This is a genomic window from Mucilaginibacter jinjuensis, from assembly GCF_028596025.1.
Lineage (GTDB): Bacteria > Bacteroidota > Bacteroidia > Sphingobacteriales > Sphingobacteriaceae > Mucilaginibacter > Mucilaginibacter jinjuensis.
The window spans coordinates 5,614,517-5,628,618 of sequence record NZ_CP117167.1 but is presented as its reverse complement, the minus strand read 5'-3'; the positions used below and the strand labels follow the sequence as shown (position 1 = coordinate 5,628,618).

The 14,102-nt window shown below is 42.1% G+C and carries 9 protein-coding genes; 3 read left to right on the top strand and 6 right to left on the bottom strand.

Going from position 1 to position 14,102, the window contains the following annotated elements; translation table 11 throughout:
• The first annotated feature begins 27 nt into the window (after window positions 1–27).
• The 3 genes from PQO05_RS24335 to PQO05_RS24325 are packed head-to-tail and all read left to right on the top strand — an operon-like array spanning window position 28 to window position 4,058.
• The gene (locus PQO05_RS24335) at window positions 28–1,218 is read left to right on the top strand and encodes a glycosyltransferase (RefSeq protein WP_273630058.1); all 1,191 of its coding nucleotides are present in this window, start codon (window positions 28–30) and stop codon (window positions 1,216–1,218) included.
• A 53-nt stretch (window positions 1,219–1,271) separates the two neighbouring features.
• Window positions 1,272–2,210, top strand: coding sequence for an NAD-dependent epimerase/dehydratase family protein (locus tag PQO05_RS24330; RefSeq protein WP_273630057.1), 939 nt, complete (start codon window positions 1,272–1,274; stop codon window positions 2,208–2,210).
• A gap of 9 nt (window positions 2,211–2,219) precedes the next feature.
• The gene (locus PQO05_RS24325) at window positions 2,220–4,058 is read left to right on the top strand and encodes a hypothetical protein (protein ID WP_273630056.1); all 1,839 of its coding nucleotides are present in this window, start codon (window positions 2,220–2,222) and stop codon (window positions 4,056–4,058) included.
• On the opposite strand, the gene PQO05_RS24320 is transcribed toward PQO05_RS24325, so the two are convergent.
• The 6 genes from PQO05_RS24320 to PQO05_RS24295 all read right to left on the bottom strand — a co-directional run bounded on the left by PQO05_RS24320 (window position 4,020) and on the right by PQO05_RS24295 (window position 13,736).
• Window positions 4,020–4,217: a hypothetical protein gene (locus PQO05_RS24320; RefSeq protein ID WP_273630055.1), complete on the bottom strand. Its 198-nt coding sequence runs from the start codon at window positions 4,215–4,217 to the stop codon at window positions 4,020–4,022. The genes PQO05_RS24325 and PQO05_RS24320 overlap by 39 nt on opposite strands.
• A gap of 32 nt (window positions 4,218–4,249) precedes the next feature.
• Complete coding sequence (locus PQO05_RS24315) at window positions 4,250–4,678, bottom strand: hypothetical protein (protein ID WP_273630054.1); 429 nt, start codon at window positions 4,676–4,678, stop codon at window positions 4,250–4,252.
• Between the two features lie 219 nt (window positions 4,679–4,897).
• Window positions 4,898–7,009 carry a glycoside hydrolase family 97 protein gene (locus PQO05_RS24310; RefSeq protein ID WP_273630053.1) on the bottom strand — a complete coding sequence of 704 codons (2,112 nt, stop codon included), beginning with the start codon at window positions 7,007–7,009 and terminating at the stop codon, window positions 4,898–4,900.
• A 47-nt stretch (window positions 7,010–7,056) separates the two neighbouring features.
• Window positions 7,057–8,679 (bottom strand): endo-1,3-alpha-glucanase family glycosylhydrolase, encoded by a 1,623-nt coding sequence (locus PQO05_RS24305; RefSeq protein ID WP_273630052.1) that lies wholly within the window; start codon window positions 8,677–8,679, stop codon window positions 7,057–7,059.
• Between the two features lie 84 nt (window positions 8,680–8,763).
• Entirely contained in the window at window positions 8,764–10,572 is a 1,809-nt protein-coding gene (locus PQO05_RS24300) for a RagB/SusD family nutrient uptake outer membrane protein (RefSeq protein WP_273630051.1), read from the bottom strand.
• 11 nt (window positions 10,573–10,583) lie between these two features.
• On the bottom strand, window positions 10,584–13,736 hold the full coding sequence (locus PQO05_RS24295) for a SusC/RagA family TonB-linked outer membrane protein (protein WP_273630049.1): 3,153 nt from the start codon (window positions 13,734–13,736) through the stop codon (window positions 10,584–10,586).
• Window positions 13,737–14,102: the final 366 nt, after the last annotated feature.

Sequence of the window (14,102 nt, the reverse complement as noted above, 5' to 3'; positions counted from 1 at the left end):
AAATACATAAGTCAATATTAATAACGTATGCCTAAAATTTTAAGGGTGCTAAACAGGTTAAATGTTGGCGGCCCCACTTACAATGTAGCCTATTTATCAAGGTATATTGATACGCAATATCAAACTACCGTATTGGCTGGCATAAAGGAGAGTCATGAAGGCAGTTCTGAATACATATTAAAGGATTTAGGTATTGATTATGAGTTTGTGCCCGATATGTTCAGGAGCATTAATCCGTTGAAAGATTTCCGGGCATTTAAACACATACAAGATAAAGTGAACGAATACAGGCCCGATATTGTACACACGCATGCAGCAAAAGCAGGGGTACTGGGCCGACTGGCTGCTTATCATAGTGCACACAGGCCTAAAGCCATATTGCATACCTATCACGGCAATGTATTTGATGGTTATTTTTCTCCTTTAAAAACAAAGGTTTTTTTAGCTATAGAGCGTTACCTGGCTGGTATTAGCAATGCTATTATCGCAATTAGCGATCAGCAGAAATACGACCTCGTAAATAAATACAATATTGCACCGGCTGATAAAGTTCACGTGATAAAGCTTGGGTTCGATCTGGATAAATTTACAGAGGGAAATACCGAAAAAAGGCAGCGCTTCAGGCAGTTTTATAACCTTGCTGATGATGTAACTGTAATAACCATTACAGGCCGCCTGGCACCCATTAAAAACCATTTTTTATTTATTGATGCATTAGCAATATTGAAAAAGGATAATCCTACCCTTAAATTTAAGGCTTTTATAGTAGGTGATGGAGAGTTGATGAATCCTATCTTGCAGAGAATCAGGGAGTATGAACTGACATTTTCTCGTGCAAATGAAAACAATTACGACGCAGATGTAGTATTTACATCATGGCGTAAGGATATCGATGTAATCAATGCCGGCTCAGACATTATTGCGCTTACCTCCTTAAATGAGGGTACCCCCGTAAGCATTATAGAGGCCCTGGCATCAGAAAAGGGGGTTATATGTACCGATGTAGGCGGTGTTGGGGATGTAGTTAAGGATGGATATAATGGGTTTTTATGCGAACAATCGGCTGAAAGCTATGCAGGCAAGCTTGAAGAGTTGATCGTGAATAAAGAGCTTAAAAACAGGATGGCTGCAAACGGAAAAAAAATTGCGCTACAGAATTATTCTTATAAACGATTAGTAGCTGAAACTCAGGACTTATATAAATTTTTGTTAGATTAGACATTATTAATTTCAGGTTAATATTTCTACCATTATAACTATAAACGTATACCATGATTAAAATTTTAATAACAGGGGGTGCCGGTAATGTTGGAGGGGCGCTTGCATGCCATCTTGTTCAAAAAAAACAATACCATATTGTTGTGGCAGACAATCTGATTACAGGGTCTTTAAAAAATTTACCGAAAGAACAAGACAACTTTACCTTTATAAAGTGCGACGTAAATAATTTCAGTGATTTATCGGCTGTTATGCTGGCCTTTAAGTTCGACTATGTATTCCATTATGCAGCCCTTGTAGGCGTAAAACGAACGCTGAGCCATCCGATAGCCGTTTTAGAAGATATTGAAGGGATAAAAAATATACTCAATTTATCAAAAAATACAGGTGTAAAACGCGTATTCTACTCTTCGTCGTCAGAAGTTTATGGCGAACCTGTTGAATTTCCGCAGAATGAGCATACAACCCCTTTAAACTCGAGGTTGCCTTATGCCATAGTAAAAAATGTGGGCGAAGCATTTTTTAAATCGTACCATAAAGAGTTTGGGCTCGATTTTACAATCTTCAGGTTCTTTAATACTTATGGGCCTAAACAAAGTTGTGATTTTGTTGTCTCGAAGTTTATCGAATTAGCTATGAATAACCAGGATATTACCATTTATGGTGATGGCTTGCAAACCCGCACATTTTGTTATATAGATGATAATATTGAAGCTACAACTAAAATATTTGAAGAAGAGCTGCATTTAAATGAGGTGATTAATATTGGCAATTCGAAAGAAATTAGTGTAGCAGGCCTTGCCGAGAAAGTAATTAGAATTACAGAGTCATCATCATCAATAATACACCTTGATCCATTAAAAGAAGGTGACATGACCCGCCGGCAGCCCGACAACTCAAAAATGCTGAGCGTTTTAAATCGTGATTTATTAACCGTAGAAGAAGGTATAGCCAAGATACTGCAACTTAAATATAGTTTAATGAGCAAATAATCTACCAACATGTCTTTTTTGTTAAAGCCGGTTATTACAGGCATTGTATCATTAATTGCTTGTTTGGCAATTACTCCGCTAATTATAAAATTGGCAACTTATAAAGGCTGGGTTGTTTACCCCAGAAATGATCGCTGGCATAAAAAGCCAACAGCGTTAATGGGGGGCATTGGTATTTTCGCAGCCTTTAGTATTGCCATATTTAGTACCGATTTTGCTCATATCCCATGGTTACTTTACGGGGCTGCAACAGGCATGTTTTTAATTGGCCTTGTTGATGATATCTGGGAATTAAAGCCCGTTATTAAGCTTTTGGGCCAAATAGCCTGTTCTTTTGTGCTGGTATATAATGGTTTAATGTTTGGCGGGGGCTTGCTTGGCTGGGCTGCAATCCCCTTAACTTTTATATGGGTAATAGGCATTACCAATGCTATTAACCTATTAGATAATATGGACGGGCTGGCATCGGGTATATCTGGCATTGTGGCCTTTATATCAGGCGTGTTAGGTATTATAAACGGGCAATATGCGCTGGCAGGCATGGCTTTTGCCATTACCGGCGCTACAGTAGGTTTTCTGTTTTACAATTTTAAACCGGCCCGCATATTTATGGGCGATTCGGGAAGCTTGTTCCTGGGTTATTCTTTATCATTTCTAAGTGTGGCCGTACAAACTAAGTTAGGGTCGTCATCGGCTATATTGGTACTGCTTATCCCTATTAGCTTAATGGCCATCCCAATCATGGATACCACACTGGTTACCATCAAGCGCCTTGCAGCCGGCCGGCGTATTGATCAGGGTGGGCGCGACCACACCTCGCACCGCCTGGTAGCTTTGGGCTTAAGTGAAAAGAAAGCGGTTTTAACACTTTATTTTATTAGCGGCATTTGGGGCCTGCTATGTGTTTTAATGTATAAAGTGCAAATTAACAACCTGTTTTTCTGTGTACTGCTGCTGGCCGTTTTTTCGGTTATATTTTCTGTATTGTTATCTAAGGTAAAAGTATATAACGAGTCGGAGGAGAAACTAAGCTATTTGCTTATGCGCGGGCAAAAGGGCGGCAACAATTTAATGCTGCGTTTTTTCCTCTTCCATAAAAAACTCATTATAGGTGTATGTACCGATATCCTGATTATTTATAGCGCCTTTTTAATAGCAACCAAAGCTATCCATATTGATGTAGAGAACGATTATATTATACTGGCTACATTTATTTGCGTTAAAATATCCATGTTTTATATCACCAATCTGTATTATCGGATGTGGCGGTATATGGAAGTTTTAGAGGCCGCGGGTTACTTCATAACTATTGCTTTATCAACAATGGTGTTAGTGGCCATTTTGTTTTATAAAGGCAAAACAGATTATAATATCTATTTCTTTCTGATCGATTTCTTAATCACCTACACCGGCGTAATGTTTACCCGCTTATTTTACCGCTGGCTCAGTGATTTAATAAACAGAAACAGGCATATCGAAAAAAAGGTACTGATATATGGTGCAGGTGATAGTGGATATTTATTGATTAAAGAACTTTTGCAGAATCACCGTCATGAATTAAGGCCGGTTGGCTGGATAGATGATGACGAAACCAAGCATAATATGTTTTTGCATGGTTATAAAATATACTGCGGTAAGGAAAAACTACTTGCCGTTTGCCGCAGGCTTAAAGTTGATATGGTTTTAATATCAACAAAATCAATTGATGCCGAATGTGAAGAAGAAATAAAGGAAATGCTGGATGAGCATAATATTGGCCTGGGGCGTTTCAGCCTTACTTTAACATATACTGCCAGGGCAAATGTAAAATTACCTGATAACGTGACCCTCGACCTGCCAATAGATTAACTCTACATACAGATTGTTTTTAATGGCCAGCTCGGCACGTTTCTTTTGCAGTTTTGTAGCCAGTTCTCTTTCAGACGTATCGGTTGGTACAGTAAGGTAACAGATCACGTTACCGGTTTGAGAGTTAATAAATTCATAATGATCTAATTGCTTTTCCATGGCTTTAAGAATTAAATCACAGCAAGCTATTGTTATTCCATACTTTCAATGGCTGTTGTAATGGCCTTTAATAATGTTTTGTCAATATTGTTTCCCAGTAGCACATCCCAATTTTGCTCGTTTTGCTGCAACCAGCAAAGTTTGGCTTCACCATTACTTAAACGGCTGTTAAGCACAACTTTGTACATATAAACAGGTCTTTTATAGCCCGAACCTATTCTAAGTACTTTGGTGCGGTGTAATTGCTGCGCATAGCTAAAAGTTATAGTGAAATTATCAGCACGTTGCTGCGTTTCAACTACCTGCAAAGCCGGTTCTGATTTACCTGCCGATGGTTTATTTACGGCCTCAGCCTTACGGGCAATGGCAAGCAATAATTGTTCATCGCTTATGGCGTTATTAGCATCAGTTACAACTTTTAATGGATGTTGTTCAGGTTTTTGAAATGCAGACACTAACATATTGATACACTATTTATAATCAGGCTTTTTATTAAGCGCTGTTGATATATAAACCAGTGAGATGAGGGTTTGGTTTTGTGTCGTGTTAATTAAATTATTTAATTGTGTTGATTTTCTGTCATAAAAGAGTGGTTCCTCAAGGCTGCAAAAAGGCAAGCAAATAAAAACCCCTTTGGTGTTGGCCAAAGGGGTTGTGGTTAAAGTTTAAGGTTTCGACAATTATTTCGATACAGGCTTAATGCTGATAGCAGCTCCGCCGCCTGCTGCAAGCTTTAAGTTTAGTTTGCTATTACTTGTTACAGTTATCTTTTTAATCTGGTAGGCTTCGGGATTAGCCTTCCAGTTGGCATTGTCAGCATCGGCATAAATAGTAGCTTCGTATTTTTTGCCTTTATCTAAGAAGGTGAGCGACAGGGTGGTGCTTCGGCCATTCTCGTCAGTAATAGCACCTATAAACCAATTGTCTGTACCTTTTGCTTTACGGGCAGTAGTAATATAATCGCCCGGTTCGGCTTCCAGTACTTTAGTGTCGTCCCAATCGGTAGCTACATCTTTAATGAACTGAAAAGCATCCGGATGGGCCTCATAATTCTCTGGCAGATCTGCTGCCATTTGCAGCGGACTATATAGTGTTACATATAATGCTAATTGCTTAGCCAAAGTGGTGTGTACCTGGCGCGTTGGGTCGGCCGAATAACCTTTTAGTTTAAAGATTCCCGGGGTATAGTCCATCGGGCCACCCATTAGGCGGGTAAAGGGCATGATGGTTTCGTGCTCAGGCGGGTTGCCATTGCTAAAGGCATTGTACTCATTACCACGGCCAGCCTCACAAGCCATCCAGTTAGGGTAGGTGCGTTGTAAGCCGGTTGGGCGCATAGGTTCGTGCGCATCAAGCATAATATGGTGTTCTGCTGCTTTTTGGGCTACGCGCAGGTAATGTTGCACCATCCACTGCCCATCGTGATGCTCGCCACGCGGGATGATCTTGCCCACATAACCCGTTTTAACCGATGGATAACCATACTTATTCATAAAGCGATAAGCGGTATCCAACTGGCGTTCATAGTTAGTGGCCGAGCCCGAAGTTTCGTTATGCATAATCATACTTACACCCTTTGATTTAGCATAGCTGGTAATTTCGGCCACATCAAAATCGGGGTAGGGGGTTACAAAGTCAAAAACCTTCTCTTTCCAATTGCCAAACCAATCTTCCCAACCCACATTCCAGCCTTCAACCAATACCGCCTGGATACCGTTTTTGGCAGCAAAGTCGATATACCGTTTTACATTAGCTGTATTAGCACCATGCAGGCCGCTTGGCTTTAGTTTACCGTTGGCATCCACATCGTCCATACTTTTGGCATAGCTCCATGTGCTTTTGGCTATCTGCATTTCCCACCAAACACCTACAAATTTCATAGGTTTAATCCAGCCGGTGTTTTCAAGCACCGATGGATCATTCAGGTTCAGGATCAGTTTCGATTCTAAAATATCTGTTGCTTTATTGCTGATGATGATGGTTCTCCACGGCGTATGATCCGGCGCGTGCAGATAAGCTTTGTTACCTACTGCATCGGGAACGAGGCTGCTGGTTAGTTTGTAAGTGCTGTTATCTACATGCAGCTGCATCGATGAGTAGTTCATCAAACCCGCCTCGTGGATGTTGATGTAGGTGCCGTCATCAGTTTTCAGCATTAAAGGTGTTTGTACAGCTTTACGATCAGGGGCAACACGCACAGCAATATCAGTAGCTTCGGTAACCTGTTTGCGGTTATCAACCTGGCTGATTTTGGTAGTATTATACAGGTACTCATTACTGTCATAATCACCCGGGATCCAGAATGCTTTATCGTCTCCAGCTAAAGCAAACTCGGTGCGCTCGTCAGAAACTATAAAGTAATTTAAATTAGGCTGTTTGGGGAATTCATACCTGAAACCCACACCATCGGCAAACACACGGAAAACAATATCGAGTAACCTTTGCTGACCGGCCGCTTGCTGCAAATGCACAGTTACCTGGTCGTAATGATTGCGGATTTTGCTTACCTCGCCCCAAACGGGAGTCCAGGTTTCATCAACCTGTTTACTGTCGGTACCTATCCATTTAAAACCTTTGTAAAAGGTGCTGTCATCAGCCAAAGCAAAACCGAGGTGTGATGTTTTGATGACGGCCTTGCCATCATAATCCACCTTGTAATCGGGGCGGCCTTGTTCATCAAGCATAAATTCAAGCTTAACTTTGTTCATGCTTGCGCTGATGCTTTTATTCTGCTGGGCAAAGGCGTTATTAAATATGGCCATGCCGAATAAACAGATAAATACTTTTTTCATCAGAATAAATTGTTTTTAGTTCTTAAATAGTTTAATCCGTGGTGTTATCATTTAGCGGTAAACTGCGGATTGTATTCGTGCGAGTATTGTGGCTTAAAGCCGGGATATAAGTTGTTATAAAAGTTATCGAACTCGCTGCTGAAGGTATAGGTGATCCGGTCGGCGCGGTAAGGCTTGCCGGTAATACCCTCGGGCGTTTTAAAGTGTAATGTTGTGCTATTGTTTCGGGATACAGATACATCTACAGGCCCGTTTTGCATTTGAAATTTGTTAACTGAAAACCCGGCAACGGCATTGGCCTTATGGCCGTTTACTACAACCTGCGCGGGCGATTTAAGCAGGCTCACCACTTCGATAGAATCTTCCCACGATGGCGGGATCACTTCTTTCTGAAACGGTACTACCGGGATATTATAAGGTGACGGCTTAACATCGTGCTTATACTTTTTAAAGAATACCACGGCTACATCCCTATCAGCATAAGGCGAAGGCACGCCCTGCCATTTGCTTTTATAATAATTGAGCAGGATAGAGAAGCCCTCGTTATGATTAATTTCTGGTGCCAGGTGATGGCCTTCGGGATAATCATTCCAGGTAATTACATTGGTAATGGGTACATTATTGGCGATGTTAAACTCCCAGAGCTTGCGGAAGTTGTACGATAAGCCACAGGTAATATACTTGCGGTCCATTTTATCGATGCCCGCAGCCACAGCCTCATTGACACTGCGAAACATATCCCAGGTGCCTTTGTGCTGAGTTTTAGAAGTATAAAAATCATTAAATACCGAGCCGGTAAATGTGCGGTGGCGCTTGCGGCATTCATCGGCTACCATGTAACCTAAATAATCTTTACCTCCATAAGGCAAAGTCCAGATCCAGGTGGCGGGGAAATAATCCAGAAACTCGTTTAATTTTTTACGGTCTATTTCTTCATTAATGGTGAACAGACAAGCAAATTTCTCGTGTACAGCATCGGCCAAATGTTTGTAGGCACGTGCCACGTAGTAAGCATCAGGTAAACCCTTTTTATCCTGCGGGATATCTGCCAGCGGTTCGCCCAGCCATTGATATACAATTAACCGACCATCCGGCGTACGCAGCCAGTGTGAGTTGTTGTGACCAACCTCGTCCATAATGCCGTTAATACGACGGGCAAACTCGGCAACTTTTATAGCTTCGGTGCGGCCTTTTGGGTGAGAGATACAGAAAGTAAATTTAAAATTGATATGTTTCTGATCAGCCACGCGGAAATAGGCTTTAATAATATTGTCCCAATCGGTAGCGCCAAGCACATAGTAAAACTGGAAACCATCGATACCCGATCTGATGGCGGCGCGCATTTCAAACTCTACTGTTTCATCAAGTGTAGCGTTTGCAAGCAGGCTGTCTTCCATTGGTTTTACCTGGTTCATGCCGCCAATAGGGGCCGATATATTGCCGGTAGGCGGGTAATAATCAGGGTTGCAAACATCCTCAAACGGGTGCCCTTTAAAGCGGATAATATTAGTCATGCAGTGCGCAATAACCAGCTTTTTGCTGGTAAGCGGCAAACTGTACTCGGGCAGGTTCTTTAACGAATCCTGCGCAAAGCCGGTGCTGCAGTTTAGTAAAAGCAAAAAGATACCAGGCAGTAAACTAATGTTTACCCTCAAAGCTTTAAATGGCATGTATCGGATAGTTTTGGATGTGTGTGTTAAATAAATGCAAGGCCCCCTGGGGGGCCTTACATTCATCTCAATCAACTATATTTATTAATAACCCGGGTTCTGTTTAATTTTACTGTTGCTGTTAAGCTCGGTAAGCGGAATAGGCCATACATAAGACTTGCTATCGCTCCATGCAGGTTTAGCACCATGGAGGTTCAATGCAGTTACATAGTAAGTGGCTTCAGATTGTCCTATCCTCCAGCGGCAAACATCAAACCACCAGTGGCCTTCGTTAAATAACTCGGCAAAACGCTCGTAGTATAATGGGTTGTTCCCCAGTACAGGATCATTAATGGCCGAAGTTTGATCGGTTAATGATTTATAATCAATAGCTGATGCTGCGTTGATCGGTAAATCATAAGCGCGGCGTTTAACCTTGTTCAGGTACTCTAAAGCGTTTACGTTATCGCCAGAGTTTTTGCAGGCTTCAGCATATAACAAGTACACATCGGCTAAACGTAGCAGGTAATAATTCCATGCATCGGCAGGGCCATTGTTGTTGATGTTATAATTAACCGGTGAATATTTACGGAAACTGAAACCATAAGTATTAACCTGACCCGAAAAATAGTTTGGTTTAGCGGCCGGGTATTGGGTTACACCATCCGGTTTAACCACATCGATCCAGGGCTGAACTGTATTTACAAACAAACGCGGATCGGCTGTTTTATTGGTCCGTACAGCTAAAGCCTGTGCACGGTAGGCCGGATCCATGATTTTTTGCGGGTTTTTATAACTTGGGTTTGAGCCTGTGTAGGCAGGGTTATTAACCAGGTTATAATAGCCAATGCTGTAACCAAAACGGGTAATGTTTTTATCGTGTACAGCCTCATTGCCATAACCCAGCGGGCTTGCAGCATTTTCTGTACCATCGGCTCCTAAAGCCCAGGCAGGCCAAACTAAACCATCAATGGTAGTTGAGTTGGCGGCTTTTGCACCATAGATACCATAATCATTACCTTTGGCATCGGCATCAACGTTAAGCTCAAATAATGATTCTTCATTAAACTCATTAGCGCTGTTGCCATCAAATGCATCAGAATATTTGGCAAACGGCATCAGGGTTTTACCGCTGTTTTGGATTACATCGATCAACGTAGTTTTAGCGTTTGTCCAATCCTGGGTATATACATAAGCCTTGCCTAATAAGCCTTTGGCTGCCCATTCTGTAACGCGGCCAATATCATTGCCGGTCCATTGTTTGCCTTTTAGCAGGGTTGCAGATTGTTTAAGGTCACTTTCGATAAAAGCCCAAACATCTTTAACGGACGAACGTGCAACCTGTGTTTCGGCCAGGCTGGTAGGTACGCTGCTGTAAATAGGCACGCCCATTTTATCGCCGCCGCCGGCGCTGCTGATATAGCTTTCGCCAAATAAGCATTCCAGCCACATATAATAGTAAGCACGTAAAAAGTAAGCCTGGCCACGGATATAGTTTACAGATTCTTTATCATTGGCCGATAGGGTACCAGCCGAAAGTTTATCGGCAGCGGCAAGGGTTACGTTGCAGTTTTTAACACCGGTAAAAAGTGATGTATATGCACCGGTAGAGTAGGCATTGGTGATACTTAAGTTAGTATTGGCCATCTCGTTCCAAGAGGCATCGCCATCATATTGCGCATCGGCAGTGTGCGTAGCGTTTGATAAAGCCTTTGGCAACAGGAAAAAGCCGAACAGGTTTTGATCGCGTAGGTTTGAATAACCGGCTGCCAACACGCTTTGCAGATCGCTTACCGTAGCAGGATAGCTATTTGCAGAATAAGTGGACGGATCGCTGGTTGTGAGCGGGCTCTTTTTGCAACCTGCAAATATCGAGACCGCCAGTAATGCTGATATATAGAATTTCTTTGTCATGTTTTTACAGATTAAAAGTTAACATCAAGGCCTATAGAATAAATTCTGGTCTGTGGGTATTGCGATACCGCATCAACACCACGGGTAGTTGCACCAGTATAGCCTGATGGAGAGGCAGCGCTGCCCAACTCTGGGTCGAGGCCTTTGTAGCTGGTAATGGTGAACAGGTTGTTAGCCATCACGAAAACCCTTGCGCTTCTGATTTTTGCTTTTTGCAATAAGCTTGCACCAAATGTGTAGCCTAATTGTGCATTTTTCAATTTCAGGTAGTTGCCGCTTTCAACAAAGTAGCTGCTCACCGTCTGGTAGTTTTTGTTCGGGTCCATAGTGAAAGAACCATCAGGGTTTTTAACACCCAAACGTGGCTGGTTAGTTAAGCCATTTGAGCCCAGGAACGAATCGTTAAATACCTGGCTGGTAGTGTTACCATCAGAGAAAGGGAATTGCTCGTAAGCTTTAACGCCGTTAAACAGATCAACACCTGCAACACCATTAAATAATAAGGCCAGATCTACACCTTTGTAGTTAAACTTGGCGTTGATACCGTAAACCAGTTTAGGGTTAGGGTTACCAATTACTTGGCGGTCGTTGTTATCAATTTTGCCGTCGTGGTTGTAATCTTCATAAATTAAATCGCCGGCATGTGCAGTTGCTTTTTGCGGGCTGGCTGCTGCCTGTGCATCAGTCTGGAAAATACCTGTTGATTTAAGACCGTAGAATGAACCGAACGGTAAACCTGCTTTAGTGATGGTTAAGTTTTGGTTCGGCATCATGTTAAAGCCGGCATCGCCAATGCTGTAGTAGTTGTAACCATCATAAATAGCATCTGTTGCTAAACCACTCAGGCTAACTACGTTGTTTTTGTTGAAACCACCGTTAACGCTTACATCATAGCTAAAATCTTTACCGGTATGGCGGTAGCCTAATAAAATATCCCAGCCTTTGTTGTTTACCTTACCAATGTTGGAGATAAACGGAGCGGTAAAACCAGAGCTTAAAGGCAATGAGATGTTATAAAGCATACCATTGGTGTTTTTGTTATAATACTCCACAGTGTAGTAGATGCTGCCATGTAATGCCTCGCCATCGATACCTATACTGGTTTCTTTAACAGTTTCCCAATGTAGGTCTGGATTGGCAATACCATTGGCCGATGTTGCAATAATGAGCGGACCACCTGGTGAGAAGTTTTGCGCACCTGATGCAATACCGTTGGTAGCCATAAACTGGCTGTAAGTTAAGTTATACAGGTATTGGTTAATGCTGCTGTTACCCAGTTCGCCATAGCTACCGCGCAGTTTCAGGTTGTTGATAACAGGTAATAATGGTTTAAAGAAACCTTCTTCGCTGATGTTCCAGCCTGCTGATGCAGCACCGAAAGTACCTTTTTGTTTATCGGGACCGAATACAGTGTAGTTAGCATCTTCACGAACCGAACCTGATAAATAGTAACGGCTGTTGAAGTTGTAGTTTAACCTTGCAAATTTTGATTTGATTAAACCGTTAGGGTCGTTTTTACCCTGGATAGATAAGTTGGAAGCCGAAGTCTGGATAAATGAATAGCCTGGTAAACCGATAGATGTTTCGGCTGCAATGCTATTGTTAAAGTGGTTCTGAATTTCTTCGTAACCTGCAATTGCACTGATGTTGTGTTTGCCATAGCTATGGTTCCAGCTTAAAACCTCGTTAGTTAAAAATTGAGTGCTTTGGATAAAGGTTTTGGTTAATGAATTGGTTGCCGAACTGGTTTGCCCGATAACGAATGCATTCTGATAATAATCCTGGTTTTCAAGGTAGTAGTTATAGCTTACGTTAGTTCTTAAATCGAAGCCATAAGGCAGGATAATGTCTACATAAGCGTTTGATTGCAGGTTGTTTTTGTAATCGAGCGAATTGGCATTCGCTGCGCTACCAACCGGGTTAGGCCCGCCAAATTGCGATACGCTGCCATAACCCTGTGCTACAGTACCATAGTTGCCAAAGCGGTCAATTACCGGGATGATAGGCAAGGTACGAAAAGGCGCATTGTGCAATTGTGCTTCTGTACCTACCGGAGGCGCAGTTTTGCGTTGCGAAATAGCTAACTGCTCGCCAAATTTTAACCATTTAGCCAGTTTGTAATCGGTGTTAACACGTGCACCGCCAATGTTTGAAAAGTTGTTGATGTAAATACCTTTTTGCTTGTTGTAAAAACCCGATACCAGGTAATTTACAGCAGGTGTAGCGCCAGAGATTGATACATTATAATTTTGCTCGTAAGCGTTACCATACAATGCTTTAACCCAATCTGTATTAGCCAGGGTATCGATACCTGCTTTAGGTACACCCGGAGAGGTTTGGAAAGCAGTTGGGTTAACAATGTTTTCCAGTTTAATGTAATCGGTTTTATTAAGCAGCTTAACCAATTCTGGTTTGGTAATACCGTAACGGGCGCTTAAGCTAACCTGTGGTGTGCCTGTAGTGCCGGTTCCTTTTTTCGTGGTAATTAAAATTACACCACCCGCCGCCGCAGCACCATAAATGGCTGCTGAGCTGGCATCTTTCAATACATCTATCGTGGCAATATCCTGTACGTTGATGTTGTTGCCATCCGGTACACGCACACCATCAACAATGTAAAGCGGTGCAGGTTGGTTTAACGAAGCTACACCACGGATGATGATAGTTGGCGTAGCATCTGGTGCACCCGAGTTTTTAACTACGTTTACACCGGCAATACGGCCTTGCAGGGCTTCGGTGGGGTTGGTAATTGGCTGGTCTTTAAATGCTTCGCCTTTTACAGATCCTACAGAGCTGGTGAGGTCTTTACGTCTTTGCGTACCGTAACCCACTACAACAACCTCGTTTAATGATTGCTGCTCTGCGGTTAATGATAGGTTGATAACGGTACGTGCGCCCACAAGTTCTTCTTGTTTGCCGTAGCCAATCATCGAGAATACTAATGTTTCTTTGCTGCCGGCATTAATGGAAAATGTACCATTTGTGCCTGTATTGGTGCCTCTTGTGGTACCTTTTACCACAACGGTTACGCCCGGTAGCGGCAGCCCTCTCTCGTCGGTAACTTTACCGGTGACTGCTGTACCCTGCGCCATGGCTGCTGTACAGTACAGCAACAGGAGCAAAGGGCATAAGAACAATTTTTTAAGTAACAGTTTTTTATACATAATTCTTGGTTTTTTTAGGTTCTTTCTTTAGAGATTGATTGGTTTGATTTGAAAAAGCAGAAGAACTATGCCGACGACCAGTAACTTCTGCGAACCACGTGGTGATGCAGCAAAAGTTTAGACGGCAAAATTTTAAACGCAGGCCCGCAAAGCAGGTGCTGTACGCCTTTAGTAATGCTCATGAATAATTAATTTAAAATTGGTTTATAATGATGAAGACAGGCTGATATGGCACCAGTTGTTTATCACCACTCAAAGAGAAAATTTTATTGGGGTTGAAGCAAGGGCTGAAAACAGAATATAAATCATATCGGTTAAAATATAAAATTATATTATTGAATATCAGATATTTAATATCTTGTTGGG

Excerpts from the sequence above, each read along its gene's own strand:
- PQO05_RS24335 (WP_273630058.1), top strand. The coding sequence starts at position 28 with ATGCCTAAAATTTTAAGGGTGCTAAACAGGTTAAATGTTGGCGGCCCC.
- PQO05_RS24330 (WP_273630057.1), top strand. The coding sequence starts at position 1,272 with ATGATTAAAATTTTAATAACAGGGGGTGCCGGTAATGTTGGAGGGGCG.
- PQO05_RS24325 (WP_273630056.1), top strand. The coding sequence starts at position 2,220 with ATGTCTTTTTTGTTAAAGCCGGTTATTACAGGCATTGTATCATTAATT.
- PQO05_RS24320 (WP_273630055.1), bottom strand. The coding sequence starts at position 4,217 with ATGGAAAAGCAATTAGATCATTATGAATTTATTAACTCTCAAACCGGT.
- PQO05_RS24315 (WP_273630054.1), bottom strand. The coding sequence starts at position 4,678 with ATGTTAGTGTCTGCATTTCAAAAACCTGAACAACATCCATTAAAAGTT.
- PQO05_RS24310 (WP_273630053.1), bottom strand. The coding sequence starts at position 7,009 with ATGAAAAAAGTATTTATCTGTTTATTCGGCATGGCCATATTTAATAAC.
- PQO05_RS24305 (WP_273630052.1), bottom strand. The coding sequence starts at position 8,679 with ATGCCATTTAAAGCTTTGAGGGTAAACATTAGTTTACTGCCTGGTATC.
- PQO05_RS24300 (WP_273630051.1), bottom strand. The coding sequence starts at position 10,572 with ATGACAAAGAAATTCTATATATCAGCATTACTGGCGGTCTCGATATTT.
- PQO05_RS24295 (WP_273630049.1), bottom strand. The coding sequence starts at position 13,736 with ATGTATAAAAAACTGTTACTTAAAAAATTGTTCTTATGCCCTTTGCTC.